Annotated in this window: 15 protein-coding genes; 2 read left to right on the top strand and 13 right to left on the bottom strand. The window is 50.4% G+C overall.

From position 1 onward, the window contains the following. Window positions 1-7 precede the first annotated feature (7 nt). The 5 genes from hpt to glpK all read right to left on the bottom strand — a co-directional run bounded on the left by hpt (window position 8) and on the right by glpK (window position 5,510). Window positions 8-550: a hypoxanthine phosphoribosyltransferase gene (hpt, locus tag D3H35_RS23530; protein ID WP_119151600.1), complete on the bottom strand. Its 543-nt coding sequence runs from the start codon at window positions 548-550 to the stop codon at window positions 8-10. A gap of 52 nt (window positions 551-602) precedes the next feature. Beyond that, window positions 603-2,060 (bottom strand): tRNA lysidine(34) synthetase TilS, encoded by a 1,458-nt coding sequence (gene tilS / locus D3H35_RS23535; protein ID WP_233568112.1) that lies wholly within the window; start codon window positions 2,058-2,060, stop codon window positions 603-605. Window positions 2,061-2,095: 35 nt separating this feature from the next. Beyond that, window positions 2,096-3,025, bottom strand: a complete 930-nt coding sequence (locus D3H35_RS23540) for a protein kinase domain-containing protein (RefSeq protein WP_233568113.1) — start codon at window positions 3,023-3,025, stop codon at window positions 2,096-2,098. Continuing rightward, window positions 3,009-3,764, bottom strand: a complete 756-nt coding sequence (locus D3H35_RS23545) for a vWA domain-containing protein (RefSeq protein WP_119151601.1) — start codon at window positions 3,762-3,764, stop codon at window positions 3,009-3,011. Before D3H35_RS23545 ends, D3H35_RS23540 begins: the two co-directional genes overlap by 17 nt. A gap of 249 nt (window positions 3,765-4,013) precedes the next feature. Then, window positions 4,014-5,510 (bottom strand): glycerol kinase GlpK, encoded by a 1,497-nt coding sequence (gene glpK / locus D3H35_RS23550; protein ID WP_119151602.1) that lies wholly within the window; start codon window positions 5,508-5,510, stop codon window positions 4,014-4,016. Window positions 5,511-5,678: 168 nt separating this feature from the next. On the opposite strand from glpK, the gene D3H35_RS23555 reads away from it, so the two are divergent. Both D3H35_RS23555 and D3H35_RS23560 read left to right on the top strand, forming a co-directional pair. After that, window positions 5,679-6,104 (top strand): type IV pilus modification PilV family protein, encoded by a 426-nt coding sequence (locus tag D3H35_RS23555; protein ID WP_119151603.1) that lies wholly within the window; start codon window positions 5,679-5,681, stop codon window positions 6,102-6,104. 9 nt (window positions 6,105-6,113) lie between these two features. Continuing rightward, window positions 6,114-6,749, top strand: coding sequence for a PulJ/GspJ family protein (locus D3H35_RS23560; RefSeq protein ID WP_119151604.1), 636 nt, complete (start codon window positions 6,114-6,116; stop codon window positions 6,747-6,749). A 10-nt stretch (window positions 6,750-6,759) separates the two neighbouring features. Here the strand turns inward: D3H35_RS23560 and D3H35_RS23565 are convergent, their stop codons facing one another. The 8 genes from D3H35_RS23565 to D3H35_RS23600 all read right to left on the bottom strand — a co-directional run bounded on the left by D3H35_RS23565 (window position 6,760) and on the right by D3H35_RS23600 (window position 15,015). After that, window positions 6,760-8,154, bottom strand: a complete 1,395-nt coding sequence (locus D3H35_RS23565; protein ID WP_119151605.1) for a hypothetical protein — start codon at window positions 8,152-8,154, stop codon at window positions 6,760-6,762. Further along, on the bottom strand, window positions 8,147-8,815 hold the full coding sequence (locus D3H35_RS23570; RefSeq protein WP_119151606.1) for a hypothetical protein: 669 nt from the start codon (window positions 8,813-8,815) through the stop codon (window positions 8,147-8,149). The genes D3H35_RS23565 and D3H35_RS23570 overlap by 8 nt, the downstream gene beginning before the upstream one ends. 13 nt (window positions 8,816-8,828) lie before the next feature. After that, window positions 8,829-9,347 (bottom strand): hypothetical protein, encoded by a 519-nt coding sequence (locus D3H35_RS23575; RefSeq protein ID WP_119151607.1) that lies wholly within the window; start codon window positions 9,345-9,347, stop codon window positions 8,829-8,831. After that, on the bottom strand, window positions 9,344-10,420 hold the full coding sequence (pilM, locus tag D3H35_RS23580) for a type IV pilus biogenesis protein PilM (RefSeq protein ID WP_119151608.1): 1,077 nt from the start codon (window positions 10,418-10,420) through the stop codon (window positions 9,344-9,346). Before pilM ends, D3H35_RS23575 begins: the two co-directional genes overlap by 4 nt. Window positions 10,421-10,439: 19 nt before the next feature. Beyond that, a complete protein-coding gene (locus D3H35_RS23585) occupies window positions 10,440-11,216 on the bottom strand; it encodes a prepilin peptidase (RefSeq protein ID WP_233568114.1) in 777 nt (258 codons plus the stop codon). Between the two features lie 127 nt (window positions 11,217-11,343). Beyond that, on the bottom strand, window positions 11,344-11,766 hold the full coding sequence (locus D3H35_RS34295; protein WP_119151609.1) for a prepilin-type N-terminal cleavage/methylation domain-containing protein: 423 nt from the start codon (window positions 11,764-11,766) through the stop codon (window positions 11,344-11,346). Window positions 11,767-12,007: 241 nt separating this feature from the next. After that, on the bottom strand, window positions 12,008-13,219 hold the full coding sequence (locus D3H35_RS23595) for a type II secretion system F family protein (RefSeq protein WP_119151610.1): 1,212 nt from the start codon (window positions 13,217-13,219) through the stop codon (window positions 12,008-12,010). A 125-nt stretch (window positions 13,220-13,344) separates the two neighbouring features. Further along, a complete protein-coding gene (locus tag D3H35_RS23600) occupies window positions 13,345-15,015 on the bottom strand; it encodes a GspE/PulE family protein (RefSeq protein WP_119151611.1) in 1,671 nt (556 codons plus the stop codon). Window positions 15,016-15,119: the final 104 nt, after the last annotated feature.

Raw genomic sequence — 15,119 nt, forward strand, 5'->3', positions numbered from 1 at the left:
CAAGCCGTCACCGATTCGAATAAACCTCTGGTTTCAGCACTCCCACATAGGGCAAATTGCGGTATTTCTCGGCATAATCCAGACCGTATCCGACGACAAAAGCATCGGGGATGACAAATCCCGTGTAGTCGGCCTGCAGCTCGACCGTGCGGCGTCCCGGCTTGTCGAACAATGCGACGACGTTCACCGAAAGCGCGTTGCGGCGCTCGAGCACATCGATCAAATAACTAAGGGTAAGACCGCTATCGATAATATCTTCCACGATGAGCACGTCGCGTCCCTCGACCGATGCGTCCAAATCCTTGATGATTTTTACTTCTCCGGAAGAACGAGTCGCGTTGCCGTAGCTCGATACCGCCATGAAGTCCAGTTCGATCGGAATCGCGATGTTCTTGGACAAGTCCGCCATAAAAATAAATGCGCCTTTCAAAACGCAAATAACAAGCGGGTTGCGTCCCTCGTAATCGCGGCTAAGCGCGGCGCCAAGCTCCTGGACCTTGGCTCGAATCTGTTCTTCGGAGTAAAGGACTTCTTGAATGTCGTTCTGCAACAGAGGGGACCTCCCAATCGGATTAATACACGGTATGATGGCTGGGCCCGGTTCATGACGGCATGTCAGCGTTCGGATGCGGAATGTTCATCGACTCCGGCGAATCATCGACAGTCACGACAAGCGTAGACCGCGTCTGGGCGCCAACCGGAGCATGACCCGACCTTCGAAGGCCGGCAATCCACAAAACGCGTCCGTCGCCGTCCGCGAGCAATAGGTACCGATCCCTCTCGGATCGCGGAACCTTAGCGTCAACGAACATATCTTGCACTTTTTTCGTGCCATTTAGTCCATAAGGCTGCATCCTATCGCCGGGGTGCCGGCTGCGGATGATGAGCGGCAGGCGCAGCTCGTCTTCGTCAAAAAAAGCCTCCCACCGGTGACCCGGCGGCGAGGAAACCGCTCCTTGAATACGCCGAACCCGGAGCCGATGGCCTGTCTCCGCGATTGCAAGCTCGCCGTCTCTATCCGGCAAAGGATAATGAAAGCTCCGAGCTTGCTCCCGTTCAGGCCCCGCGTACAGCTCGTCGTATTCCCTAACGAACACCCGGTCTTCGCCCAGCTCGATTCGCGCGACGGATCGGCGATCTTCGGCGACGGCGTCGAGTACCCGCTCCACCTGATGAAATTCCAAAGAATAACGAGAACCTTTTGAACAATTTAATATTAGTTTAATCAATCTTCGTTGTAAAGCGACGTGCAGGCTGCGGAACCGGCGCCGCTCCCAGCGGAAGCCATTCCCGGCAGGCGATACGATCTCCGCGAAAACCTTGGCGGCTTCCGCTTCCATATAGTCATTATCCTCCGCCGCCAGCTTGGAGAGCCTGACAAGCGACTCCTTCAGCCCTGGATTGTAAGACTCCAGCACCGGCAAAATATCCAATCTGACGGAGTTGCGAAAGTAATGACGATCAAGATTGCTGCTATCTACCGCGTACGGCACCCCGTTTCGCTCACAATAAGCTAGAAGCTCACGTTTGGTAATACGCAGCAGGGGGCGAATCAGTTCCACATTTTGTTCGAAGCGGCGATAGGGAATTCCAGCCAACCCGCCGACTCCCGTCCCTCTCAAGAGCCGCATAACTACCGTCTCCGCTTGGTCGTCGGCGTGGTGGCCGAGGATCAGCTTTGACGCCCCGTGCCGCCTTGCCGTCTCCGTTAAGAAAGCGTATCTGCGTTCGCGGGCCGCTTCCTGCGGATTCATTCCCGTCTCCGCGATGTAGGCCGGCAAATCGATGTCCGCCGTCTCCGCGACAGCCCCCCACCGCTCGGCCGTCGATCGAACGAGCACGGCTTCCGCCGCCGATTCCGCGCCGCGGAACATATGATTGACGTGAGCGGCTACGAGCGGGAAGGGCTCTTCATCCCGCCAGCGGCACAGCATATGCAGAAGCGCCATCGAGTCCGGCCCTCCGGAGACCGCGGCAACCAGCGTCTCCCCTTTTTGCCGCCATCCGTCTTTAAGCGCGTCTTCCATGAAACGCTCGAGCAACTCGTCCCGAATGCGCACGCGACATTACCCCTTCTTCCATTCCGGGAACCTTATTAATAGAAAAGCAGCCATACCGCCGCCGCAGACACGAACAACACGAGAGAAGCGGCGAACAAGCCGGTCATCCAGCCCATCACTTTGCCTCCGCTCGCAGCAAGAGCGTCCCGATCCGCTTGCCGCAAGCACGACCGCCAATGTAAACAGGCGTCCGCCGTGTCCTGGAATTGCCCGGCGAAAGCTCGCTCCATCCACGTCTCTACCGGACGTAAGTGCGGATTCGTGCGAACCAGCTTCAACAGCTCCCGGGGATGCCGATTTTGCGGCAGCAGCGTCTCCGTCAAGCGAATAAGCCGCTTGCCATCCGTTGCATGAACCCATAGCATGGCCGCGGCGAACCAGTCGTAAGAGGGCTCCGCCGTACGGCTCCCCGCCGACCAATAGCCTCTGTCGTATATTTCCGTGAACTGGCGGACGCTTCGCCCGATCGCCGTCACGCCTCCGTAATCGACAAGCCCCACCTTACCATAATCATGCACGAGAACGTTCTCGTTTTTAATGTCGCCGAATACCCATCCCGCGTCATGAAGCTGTGACAGCCTCTCCAGTAAACGATGGCCGATGACTCCTAACCACTCCGAGCCTCGTTTGCTTAAATAAGCGGAAGCCGGCATTCCCGGCACGACCCGCATGACGTAGAACGGCACCTTCCGTCCGTTCAACTCGAAATCGTCGACATCCAGCAAAAAAGGCGGACGCCCCCGCTCAGCATGATCGAGAGATGCGAGCACGTTTGCCTCTCCTTGCAAGTCGGTTACCTCGAAGCCGAGCTTCATCGCGTATTGGGAACGGCCGTTTGCCGCCAAGTACACATGACCGTTGGCGCCTGTGCCCAGCAAGCGCTCCAAGCGATAGATTCTTCCGTTCCAAATGCCCTTCACAGTCGTTCCGGAAGGCAGTTGCGTTCTGTTAGACGACGTAGTCACTCCGCACCCCGTCCGGATCGCCCCGTCGCAGTTGAGGAGGGGCTTCCATTAGTTCTGTCTTGATATTACCACATGTGTCGCGGATAAAATCAACTACCTGCATGAGCGCCGGTCCGGTCGGAGTCGTTCCTTTCATCTGGATGCGCGCAAAGAGCGAAGATATTCGGCGGGAATCGGTCGTCCAATCGCAGTCCATTACGCAAGGAAGATGCGAGTAGTCGCCGGGAAAATGAAACACGGCTACGGCGCTGTTCCCCACCCTGGCTTGGAGGCTGAGCACAAGATCGCGAATGGCGTCCTCGACCGAATGGAGCTTCGGCTTCATGCTGGCGCTCGCGTCAATTAATAGAACAATCCGAAGCGGAGACGTCTCTTCCATTTCCTCCATCACTTTCACGACCTCCGCCCGTTTCGGAGGCGGCAGCGCTCCGACGGAGTCAAGACCGAACAGCTGTCTCAGCTCCTGATTGACCGCAGTGCGGATCGTCCCGGCCACCGTCTGCCTCGTCATCATCTGCACGGTCTGGGACAGCTGCCGCGTCGAGACGACCCGGCTCATGCCTCCGCCCGCCTTGGCAATCTCGGCGATTTCGGCAGCCCCGTGTTCGCCGATTGCGCTCTCGTCCACCACCCCGACCACGTTCACCGTCACTCCTTCGGTCAGCGCCCGCGCAGCGGCCACAACCGGACTTTCCCCGACATTGGAACCTCCGTCGGTAATGAGCAATATTTGTCTCATCTTTCCTCACTCCTTGTCCTCTCGGCTCTATTAGCATTGTCGCCAAGGCGTGGGAGAATTAACCTCCTCATGAATTGTCGGGGAAAATAGGCAGCGAAAAAGGAGCTCCCGGCGATGGGGGGCTCCTTCTCTTACGGCGGGGCGGAGAGTAACCAAAAATAGTTGGGCTACGACGGTCCCCAACCGATTCCGATTGGCGGCCGAAGCCGCCAATAACGGATCTCATGTCGCAAACCGGTAATTCACTTTTCAAACTCCTCGTTTGAACGATCTCGCAGCGCTTACCGCCCTTCTCCAGCCTTCGTAAAGCTCCCGGCTGCGGCCTTCCTCCAGCATCGGCCGGAAGAGTCGCTCCACTCTGCGCAAGCTTCCGATTTGCTCTCTATCCTGCCAGTAGCCAACAGCCAGCCCGGCCAAATAAGCGGCGCCAAGGGCTGTCGATTCGACCTGCTCGGGACGCTCCACAGGCACTCCGGCGATATCGCTCTGAAATTGCATTAAAAAATCATTTTTCGCAGCGCCCCCGTCTACCGCGAGAGTGCGAAGCTTCAACCCAGAGTCTTTCTCCATCGCGTCCAGCACGTCCTTCGTCTGGTAGGCGAGCGACTCCAGCGTTGCGCGCACGAAATGCGCTTTCGTCGTCCCCCCTGTGATCCCGAACACGGAGCCGCGAGCGTCGCTATCCCAATAGGGAGTTCCGAGTCCGACGAACGCTGGCACGACGTATACGCCTTCCGTCGACTCCACCGACTGCGCCAGCTTTTCGCTATCCTCCGAGGCTTCGATCAGCCCCATTCCATCTCTAAGCCACTGTATAGCCGCCCCCGCCACGAACACGCTGCCTTCCAGCGCATATTCCGTTTTGCCTCCCAGTTCCAAGGCAATCGTCGTTAAAAGGCCGGACGAAGACGCTACCGCCTTTCTGCCCGTATTCATCAGCATGAAGCAGCCCGTGCCGTAAGTGTTTTTCGCACTGCCTTCCTCGAAGCAGCCTTGGCCGAACAATGCCGCTTGCTGATCCCCTGCCACTCCAGCAATAGGGACGGCCTGTCCGAACCATTCGGCATCCGAATACCCGTAAATCTCGGAGGAAGACCGAACTTCCGGCAGTATTGCAGAGGGTATTCCGAGGATAGCCAGCAGCTCATCGTCCCAGCGTCTGTCGTGAATATTGTAGAGAAGAGTTCGCGAAGCATTCGTCGCATCCGTGACGTGCACACGTCCGCTCGTCAGCTTCCAGATTAGCCAGCTGTCGATCGTCCCGAACAGCAGCTCTCCCCGCTCCGCCTTCTCCCGAGCCCCTTCAACCTGTTCCAGAATCCAAGCAATCTTCGTTCCTGAAAAATAAGGATCGATCAGCAAGCCCGTCTTGTCCCGAAAAATGCGCTCCAACCCTCTAGCCCTCAGTTGCCCGCACAGCTCCTCCGTCTGCCTGGATTGCCAAACGATCGCAGGATATACTGGTAGACCGCTCTCTCTGTCCCACACGACCGTCGTTTCCCGCTGGTTCGCGATTCCGATCCCGGCTATCGCCGCTGCCGTTACACCTGTATCGTCGAAAAGCTGGCGGACCACCTCGACCGACGAACCAAAAATCCGTTCCGCGTCCGCTTCCACCCACCCCGGATGAGGATAGCTTAAGCGCGTTTCCTGCTGAACCATGCCCGCGATCTCGCCTCGTTTATTCACCAGCATCGCCCGAGTGCTGGTCGTCCCTTGATCCAGCGCCAATATGTAATGTTCCATAAGGTGCGATTCCCCTTCCATCTGCCGGATCGAGCCAAATTCTGCTATAATAAGACGGCCTCATTTCCTCCAATATGCCAGATTTTTTTTGCTGTATCAACAACGCATGACGCAATCGACAAAATGTTTTATAATGGTATTGTAATCGCTTTCAAAGGAGCTGCGACCATGGTTCTTCAACGGATACGCAACGAGCAAGGGACGACTTTAATTCAAGTTCTCGGAGCTACTATTATTCTTACAATGATTATACTGGCTTTCGTGTCGCTATCCCAATTCACGACGGCTTCCAATAAGGATACCGACCGAAGGGATCAGGCTTTGCTTATTGCGGAGCAGATTGTTAATGAGATTCGGGCGAGTACTACTACAACATATACGACGGGTAATTTGACTCCTTGGTCTGACAATACTTATAGCTATAAGATCATTAAGACTGCTCTTACGAATGGAAACGAACCCTCATTATCAGCAAAGATAATAACAGAATCAGGAGTCTCGGTTCGGAATCAGGTATCCGTGCAATCCATCATGCTTGATGGCACTGGCACTGTACCTCAGTTGCTTACGGTCAACGTTTCATGGAAAGGATGACTGAGAACAATGTTGAAATACGCAAACAACCAAAAGGGGCTTACCTTGATCGAGCTTCTAGGAGCCATAGCACTCTCAGCTATCGTTACGACCACGGCTTTTTTCATCTTTTCCGGCCTAACGAACTTTACACAAGCCTCAAGCAAGGAAGGTCGTCAGGCTCAAAACGAAGCCAAATTCGCTTTGTCACAGCTCTCGACTCGGCTTCAAGACAGCATAGGCATCTTTGCTCCAACCGATAAAAACGAACTGCGCTATTCCGTCTTCGTAGATGAAACTAAAGTGGCCTATAAAGCGGTTTACTATGAAAATGGCACATTGACTTTGTACGACTTTGTTGGGACTACCGGGGACTGGTCTGATGACAAAGTCAGCCTTAAATCCACCCCCCCTGCACCTAGAACTTCTTATGCGGATCTGTACAAAAAAAAATACACGTTGGCGCAAAACTTGTTCGCCGCGCCTACTTACAACACAAAAAGCGCCGGAGCTCTAACGGCGCTTGTAGGATCTGCAACGAAAAATAGCCTTATCGAAATTTCTATTAAATACAAAAATACAAGCAGAGCCTTCGACGGTACGCTTCAATTTACTGGAGAAAAGACATTGCAAACGACATTCAAACGGTTCAACGACGGCTTGTGATTCTCTCGGCTTACTTTCTTTTGTACTGGAAAGCAAGATTTCCAGAACTGCATTTTGTAAAGATTGATGACCCATCCGAGCATTGCAAAGCTGTTGCTGCACCTGACGCCGTTATACTTCCTGTGGTTCTGTTTCTATCGATCCAATATCCGCCTGCTATTACCCCTCCGGCACTAATATTATAGGAGTTATTTAATTTGATGGATGTTGCAGCCAATAGATCCGACTTAGTCACTGTAATATTCATTTGATCCGTACTTATTCCTTCAAATGCATTAACAATGATAGAATCATTAATCGTCAAGGTTACTTTACTATTGCCTCGAATGTAGAGATTAGTCGCCACTATCGACTCTGCTGTTACTTTAGTTACTTTTGTTGTGTCAGAGGGGCCTTCAATTTGAAAAGTATCTTTGGCATATATTCTTCCGTCTACAATAAGTTCATCTCCTGGGTTATTGAGATTGATACCATTCTTAGAATAAAGATTACCTTTAATGTATAGTTTACCTGGTCCATTATTTATGGTTGCAATACTATCTGCTATTACATCGCCGTAGACAGTAAGCGTACCGCCAGAAGCCGCAACGTTAATACTTCCAACAATTAAAATAACAGGATCACTTGGACCTCCACGAGATATACTCCCTGAAACTGTGAGAGTACCCGGTTCCTTTTTAATCGTAGGATTACCTAGGCAATCACCACATTTTAAATTATTACCAATCGCTTCATACTTAGTTATATTTGCTTTAATTTCTGTAACCAAAGCATCTCTTTTATTATTGATAGCTGTATAAAGCTTTTCGTCGTCCCACTTAAAGGCGACTGGAGCGGGAGGAGTGGTATTTTGCTCATTGGCTGTCAATACATATTTTATTCCCGGTGATAAGCTATCTGTGATTTTCTTGGGTTGACTCGAGTTTACCGTCGGTACACTACTAGTAGCCGAAAGATTATATCGATATACTTTGGAGCTTGATTTACCGCTTGTTGCTTCAATGGTAACTATTAAAGGATCTCCAGTATTAGTAAGAGTGTTTATATTAATACTGCTTGCGCTCACTGGGCCTGATGCGTTTTTGGCGGATTGTTTCAAGACGACTTTATTGCCATTCGGCAGTGTGATCGTCTTTTCGCCCCAACCCTGATATGTTGTGATCTTAGAAATATTTCCATTAGTGCCCACATGCTGAAGAAATGCTTCCGCCGCACCCGAAGCCAGCGTATTCACCTGAATATCGCTTTCCATCCGAGCGGTCGACAGTCTTTGTGTAGACAGACCGTTTAAGATTACCGGCGTTACAATAACCAGAACTAACAAAATACCCATGCAGTATAGCAGTATACTTCCCCGCTCGTTACGAAAGACGTTTCGATCTCTCATTCCACGAAAGCTAAGCATCCGCTCCTCCTTTCCGGGTAAGGGCCTCCTTGTATCCCGGCGCCCAGAACACCTTGATATTCGTATCAATGGTCAACTTGCCTCCGTCGGCCTGATTAATAACAAAAGTATCCACAATCGTAAGCCGCTGCAGATGCAGCAACGTTTCTAAAAACTGATAAACTTGAAGGGAATCGCCATTGGCCGAAATAGAGATACTCCTGCTTTTGGCCATTCCTGTAACGCTCGCTTCGTTGCCCGTGCTGCTCTGTCCATCGCCGGATTGCTCCGATGTTGTATCTGGGTTGGCGATGACGCTAACATCTGCTTCCTCGCCAACATTGAGGGAATTGATCTTTACGCCGCTTGTTTTTTCCGCCGCCAATAAAATTTGCATATAATCGGTCATATCGGAGTCCAGCGGCAAATGACTAAGAATCTCCTTTAATATCGTATCCTCGACAGCTTTCTTGCTCTTCTCCTCAGATTCGGCCAGCGACGACATTCGACGCTCCAATCGATCGTATTCTTGCTCGTATCCCGCGAGTCGTCTGGCTTCGGGTTGCGAGAGCAGCCAATAAAGGAGCAGAACCAGAAGCACGCTAATCAAAGCGGCTAGAATCAAGATAATTTGCGGCTTTTGTTTGTCCGAACGGTTCCTTATTAACATCAAATCGCTCATCGCTATCCCTCATTTATTGAAACTTGATCGTCATATGAACATCGTAAGCCAGATCTCCGCTGCCTTTGGAGTAAGAATTCAAGCTTACGTCATTGACTATTTGTGCCTGCTTCATCTCTGCCATATAAGGGATAACGTCATCCATATTTCCGAAGCCATATTGTACCTTAACCGTGTGATTCGCTTCTACTTGGATGGTTTTGATAGATGCTTCCGAAGGCAATGGTGATCTTATAATTGCCGTCAGACTGATCCAATCTATCCATTGGCTTCTTATAACGTTATATGATCTTTCCAAACCACTGTACGCGGCCACATAAGGATCTTCCTTAGGCCCCGAGCTTAAGGTTTGGATTTGCGACTCCAGTTCTGCAATTCCCTGCTTCAGCAAATTGCCCTCGCTGCGATTGGAAACGAATCCATATACAAGTATAGTCACGCTGGCAATAGTAATGGTGACGATCAAAACCATCAGACGAACAAAATATCGCTGCCACAAGCTTCTCCGGGGAAGGAGATTCAAGTATTTCAAGATTCACTCCCCCTAAGCGCAAGTCCAAGCGGAACAGCCAAAGCCGAGAAGAACGGCGCGAAATCTGGAGTCTGAGAGCTGAAGCGCGAATTGGACACTATACGAATTTCCAGCGGGAGCTCCCGGCTTAAAAATTCCCGGATGTCCTCCATCCTTCCGAAATCGCCAGTCAAATAGACGGTTGCTACATCTTCTCCTCGATGTTCAAGCGTATATAGATAAAATTTGGTCAGCCGGTCGACTTCGTCCGCGAACTCTGCGCAAATTTGCGAGAACGAGTCCTCTGCCGCATCTGTCTGACTCGAAGACTGAAAAGGAACGTTGAGCGAAATTTGAATGCGTCCCTTCTGCAAAATAACCAGATCGGCGGAATTGGCGCTTATATCGGCTAACATAACGGTTTGTTCATTGTCATAGGATTGATCCTCTTGCAGCAACCGGAATAACGAGAACGACTTAATATCAAAGCTGATCGGCTCAAGGCCGCATTCTTCAAATAAATTGCGATACTCTTCAATTCGATTATAAGGTGCTGCCGCGAGAAGAACGTCGCACATTCCATTCTGCGCTTCGGCTCCAGCCGGACCCATAATCTGAATATGGCCCGCTTGAACCGGTTTTTTCCGCGAGAATAGCTGCTTTAGCGAAGGTTGATTGCGATTGTTAGCGCTTCCATTCAGCTTAATGCAGTCATAGTAGGGATGCTTAAAGGGCAACTGAAGATTATGTTCGATTTCAAAGCTGACCATCTTCTTCAAATCCGGTTCGGGGATGTCGGGGAGACGGAGAATTCGGGTCAGAACGAGCTGGCTGGGCAACACAAAGTGTACACGCTTGGTCGGATTATTTATTCTGGCCAAAAGCGCCCTAAGCGTACGGGTAGCCGCTTCTTTGTCAACTATGACGCCATCTACGATAACCCCTTGTTCAATTGGCTGAATCGCATAGCTATGAACGACCGGAGTTTCCGTGCGCCGATTGTCAAGACTGACCCATTTCATGCAGGAATCGGTGATCTCAATGCCTGCACAATCCCGTCTGAAATACTGGTGAAACATTTGTTTGATTCTCATAGCTCCAACCCCCCCTGCTTCAGCTACCCCCGGATGTCAATAAGCTCCAGTACCACGTAAAGGCTTTTTCTCCCCATAAGTATGAAAACAACGCTCCAGCTGCAATAAATGGTCCGAACGGAATAAATTTCTTCTTGCTGTCCTTGCGAAGCAATCGAGTAGCAAAACCTACAAGAACGCCAAGCAAGCTAGCGATGAACAAGGCCAAGAAAGTGTTCTGTAATCCTAGGAATAAGCCAAGTAGCGCGAATAGCTTAATATCTCCCCCGCCGATGCCGCCTTTGCTGACGACAGCAAGCAGAAAAAGCAAAATACCGACACCGAGACCCGCGACTGCATAGCTCCACAGCGGAAGCGGATGACTAACGAACAGCCGGATCGGTACGATAGCTAGTAGACCGAACAAGACGACCCGATCCGGAATAATCATAAGCCTCAAATCGGTCTGCACAATAACGAGCAAAATGGAAACGAACAACAAGGCCGGTATAAGTTCTAGTTGCCAACCCATTTGCCAAGCGTATACGGCGAACAGTGTTCCCGTCACTAACTCTCCAAGCGGGTACACCGGTGAAACGCTTGTTTTGCAGAAGCGGCATTTGCCTCGAAGCCATATATAACCAAGTACAGGCACCAAATCGAATTTCCGTAACGTATTCCCGCATTTCATGCAGTGAGATGCCGGAAAAACGATTGATCGGCCTTCCGGCACACGGATGGCGACAACGTTGAGAAAGCTGCCTATCAACAGTCCCATTATTCCGGCAAGTATAATAAATAGCGATTCCGGAATCACTTCACGCAGCTCCTCGTAGATTTTGAGAGAAAAAGGTAACTCGTTAGAGTTACCTCTTCACCAATTATGAGTCAAAAACGGCTCAAAACCAAGTCATTGCTTGACGGATTCAACGCATCATGCTGATTTAAGTTGAGGATGGAGATGGTGATCCACCAGCCACCGTGCCGTAAGTAAACCCTTTTCCTGCACCGTCGTCGAATGCCCAAGAATCGCCAATCTGTTTGACGTAAAATGTCGCGTATGGCTTATTAGCATCAGATCCAGTTTGCTTTATAGGAGCGCTTTGTAAATACCCCTTAGCAACCAAATCCGATACTGAGATTGTAGTACTACTAAAGCTCGGAGTGTCAAAAATATAACGTAGACCAGCCTCTACTATCATTTTTTCTGAAGTAGCATCGCTGCTTTTGCGAGAGTTGTTTACAGCTCCGGCAATTAATGGGATAGCAATCGCTGCAATAATACCTATAATGACAACAACCGCCAGAAGCTCGATCAAGGTCATCCCTTTTTGGTTTTTCAGTAATCTTGCTTTTGCTAAAATCATAGTAATTCCTCCTAATAAATTCTATTGCTTCAAAGCTTTTTAGCTCTGTGCAAACGTTTGATTTATATATCGGCAAATATTGGGGATTTTTTCATAATAAACTTAAAAATTTTTTCGATTTTTTACTGTTTTCTGTTCACTTTTTGTTCAATTCTGCTATATTTTTTACTCGCCATTTTGCGTTGAGCAAACGTTTGCTCACTAATAGCCGCCAAATGGTCTTGCTCTCGCGAATGTTTCATCATTTCATGCTGCCCATCAACGAGAAGCTTGGGAGAATGACAGCAAGAACGATAGTTCCTACAGCTACCGTCATTCCTACGATCAGCAACGGCTCTATCAAAGCTTTAAGGCGGTCGGCCATCATATCGACGTCGGCTTCGTAATATTCCGCCGTCTTGCCAAGCATGACCTCCAACGTCCCCGTCTTTTCCCCGACAGCTATCATTTCGAGAACCATCACAGGAAAATTGCCGCTCGCTTGCATCGGCTCGATCAAGGAATGACCGCTGCTAACGTTTTCCCTCGATTGCAACAACGCCTTACCAATCGCCTCGTTATCGACAACTTTGGATAAAATAGTCAATATTTGCAACATAGGCACGGAGGCCGCATGAAGCGAAGAGAACGTCCGGCTGAATCGGGCAATCGCTTGCTTATGCCAGAGTTGTCCGAATATCGGAACTTTCAGCTTGTAAGCGTCTATCTGGTACTTGCCCTGCTCCGTCTTCCGAAAATACATGAAGGCCGGGACGATAATCGCGATTCCCAAAAGAATCAGGTACCAGAAATGCTGGAGAAATTCGCTTAATCCGACGACCAGCTTCGTAGGCAATGGCAGTTCTACGCCCATTGACTTGAAATTTTCTATGTACGTCGGAACGATGAACAGCATCATAAAAATAACGACGAGAGAGATAGCGATAGACATGATGATCGGGTAGATCATCGCCGATTTGACTTTTCCCTTCGTGGTCTGTTCCTTCTCGTACATAATAGCGATTCGTTGCAGCATTTCATCAAGCTTGCCGCTCATCTCGCCGGCTTCGATCATATGAACGAACACCGTTCCGAAAATCTTCGGGTGAGCTGCGGCCGCGGCCGAGAAGGACGAACCTCCTCTCATGTCGTTTACAATTTCATTCAGCACTCTGCGCAATGGCTTGCTCGTCGTCTGGCGAGCCACAATCTCGATAGCGTCGACCAGGTTGATTCGGGCCGAATACATCGTAGCAAGCTGTCGGCAAAGTAGCGTAAACTGATCTTTCTTCACCTTGGCTTCGAGAAAAGGAATATCGCGAGTCCAGACGCTCCGTTGCGGATCAACCAGTTCGACAATTCTTAGTTCCTTGGACCGAAGCAAGGCAATCGCCTGCTGTGCACTTTGGGACTCTATCGATCCTTTTCGATACGATCCGCTAGAATCGACGGCAACATATTTGTATGCAGCCAATCATCATCCCCTCCAGCGAGTATGAAAACGCTTACTTTAAGTGAATTATACATCCACTTGGAATAATTGTCTAGGTGTTTTGCCTTAGTTTCCCTACCGTTCGGCCCATTTTATTCCACCGTTCGTCAAACGTCCCGGCTAGTGACCCGAAGCACTTCCTGCAAGGTCGTAAGCCCGGCGGCCGCCTTCTGCAAACCGTCATGCAACAGAGACAGCAGTCCCTGCTTCACGGCATGCTCCCTGTAATCGGCGTCGGATCTTCTGTTTATGATCATGGATCTCAACGTATCGTCCAGCAGCAGAACTTCATGAATCGCAACCCTGCCCTTGTATCCCGTCTGAGAGCATTGCAGACAGCCGGTTCCCCTCTGCATTTCCTCAACCTTAATACCTTGCATTTCGAACCATTTCCGCTCTTCGAGCGAGGGCTTGTACTTCTCGGCGCAGCCTTTGCACACGCAGCGAACCAACCGCTGAGCTACTACGCAGTTAAGAGAGGATGACAACAAGAAAGGCTCGACTCCCATATCAAGCAAGCGAGTAATCGCATTAACGGAGTTGTTGGCGTGAAGCGTGCTAAGAACGAGGTGACCGGTCATGGCTGCTCTTACGGAAATTTCCGCCGTTTCCAGATCGCGCATCTCTCCGACCATTACAATGTCCGGATCCTGCCTGAGCATCGACCGCAAACCTTTGGCGAACGACAAACCCGGTCCGGGATTGACCTGAACCTGATTGATGCCTTGCAGCTGATATTCGACAGGGTCCTCGATTGTCAAGATGTTCACATCGTCCGAATTCAATTGCTGTATAGCGGAGTAAAGCGTTGTCGTCTTCCCGCTTCCGGTTGGCCCTGCAATGACGACCATTCCGTAAGGACTATGAATTCCTTCTTCGAATCTGCTCAAATTCGATTCCGCGAATCCGAGATTGGACAGCTTGTTGTTTTTGTTCTTCGAGTCGAGAATCCGCATAACGATCTTCTCTCCGAACATAGTAGGAAGGGTCGAAATCCGAATGTCGATCTTACGCCTGTCGATAGTGAGCTCCAGCCGTCCGTCATGAGGCAGCCGGCGTTCGGCAATGTCGAGCTGTGCCATAATTTTGACGCGGGCCGAAATAACCTTCTGCATATGAATAGGAAGCTTCTTCTCCGAACGAAGCACTCCGTCCACCCGATAGCGAATACGCAAGCCGTCTTCCTGAGGATCGAAGTGAATATCGCTCGCTCCTACTTGAACCGCTTGCTCGATAATTTGGTTAACGGTCTTGATGACCGGTGAGTAGATGTCGTCTTGCAGCATGGAATTGGCATCGACGATTTCATTCTGCTCCAGCCGCTTGGCAATCTGATCGACCGACTCCTGAAAACCGTAAAATCGGGAGATCGACCGTTCAAGCTCCTCCTTGGAGGTGATAACAGGTACGATCTGCATGCCGGTAGTCATGCGCAATTCGTCGATAGCGAAGTAGTCCAGCGGATTGTTCATCGCAACGACCAGCTTGTTGCCTTCTCTCGATACAGGCAGCACCTTTTGCCGTTCGGCCAGCTTCTGCGGAACGAGCGAGATAACCTGAGAATCGATAGGCAATTCGTGAACTTGAACGTATGGAATTCCGAGCTGATGCACGAGCACATCAATGACTTGTTGTTCGGTAACGTAATTTTTGGATATAAGCACGTCGCCAAGTCGTAACTTGGACTTCCCTTGTTCCTCTAGAGCGGATTGCAGCTGTTCCTCTGTGAGCAGTCCGGCTTCGATCAGTAAATCCCCAAGTTTTTTTCGTGGCAGCATCGGCGTACCTCCGGTATGGTGCTTAGTGGGTAGTGGAATAATTGTACAATCCAAACACATAAAAAGGGAAGCCCCGACTTCATCGTCCGGGCTTCCCCTTCATC

Origin of the sequence: Cohnella faecalis (assembly GCF_003570905.1) — a bacterium.
Lineage (GTDB): Bacteria > Bacillota > Bacilli > Paenibacillales > Paenibacillaceae > Cohnella > Cohnella faecalis.